The following is a 545-nucleotide window of genomic DNA, read 5'->3' as shown; positions in this document are numbered from 1 at the left end:
GGTAGAGTCGGGGAGAGACGCGCCCTGCGGTAGATGAGGGGAGTAGCTGTTGACCGGCTGCTTTCGCACACTGCCGGTGCCTCAATCCTCACCATGACCACGTTTCCTCGTCCCCGCTCATCAAACCGGACGTGCGGTTTTCCCGCATCCGGCTTTCCGACGGGATCATGCCTTCGCCCACGGAAGGCCCTTAGTCCTCGGCGCAAGGTGCATGAGGCCGTAGTGTTGCCACAGCCTCTCATCCGGGTAGTGCACATACTTCCCGCTTCTAACCTTGTGCTTCCGACAGAGCCACTGTCGCAGCCGCTTCGTCGCATGCGCGTCTATTGCCGCATAAGCCGGGCTGACTTGTCCGAGGTGATAATAGTTTGCCCAACCGGACAGCATCCAATTCAGGCGTCGTACTATTTCCTCCGATGTCATCACCCCATGACGTGCAGCAGTCTGCGCACTTATCTTGCGGCAGATGCTTTGAACGCTTGCCTTGAGCGGTCGGGCACCAATATAGGCTCCTCTCCCGGTCGGGCGGTAGTTGCGTCCAATGC

The 545-nt window shown here is 59.3% G+C and carries 1 protein-coding gene; it reads right to left on the bottom strand.

The window, feature by feature from the left end; translation table 11 throughout:
• Positions 1-165: 165 nt before the first annotated feature.
• Positions 166-545, bottom strand: a 380-nt coding sequence (locus PPL9_RS04600; protein ID WP_280139019.1) for a group II intron maturase-specific domain-containing protein, incomplete at its 5' end; no start/stop codon positions are given.

The organism is Pseudovibrio sp. POLY-S9, assembly GCF_001431305.1.
In the GTDB taxonomy this organism is placed as follows: Bacteria; Pseudomonadota; Alphaproteobacteria; order Rhizobiales; family Stappiaceae; genus Pseudovibrio.
Note: the sequence above shows the minus strand (reverse complement) of the source record. Positions and strands in the feature narration are given on the sequence as shown.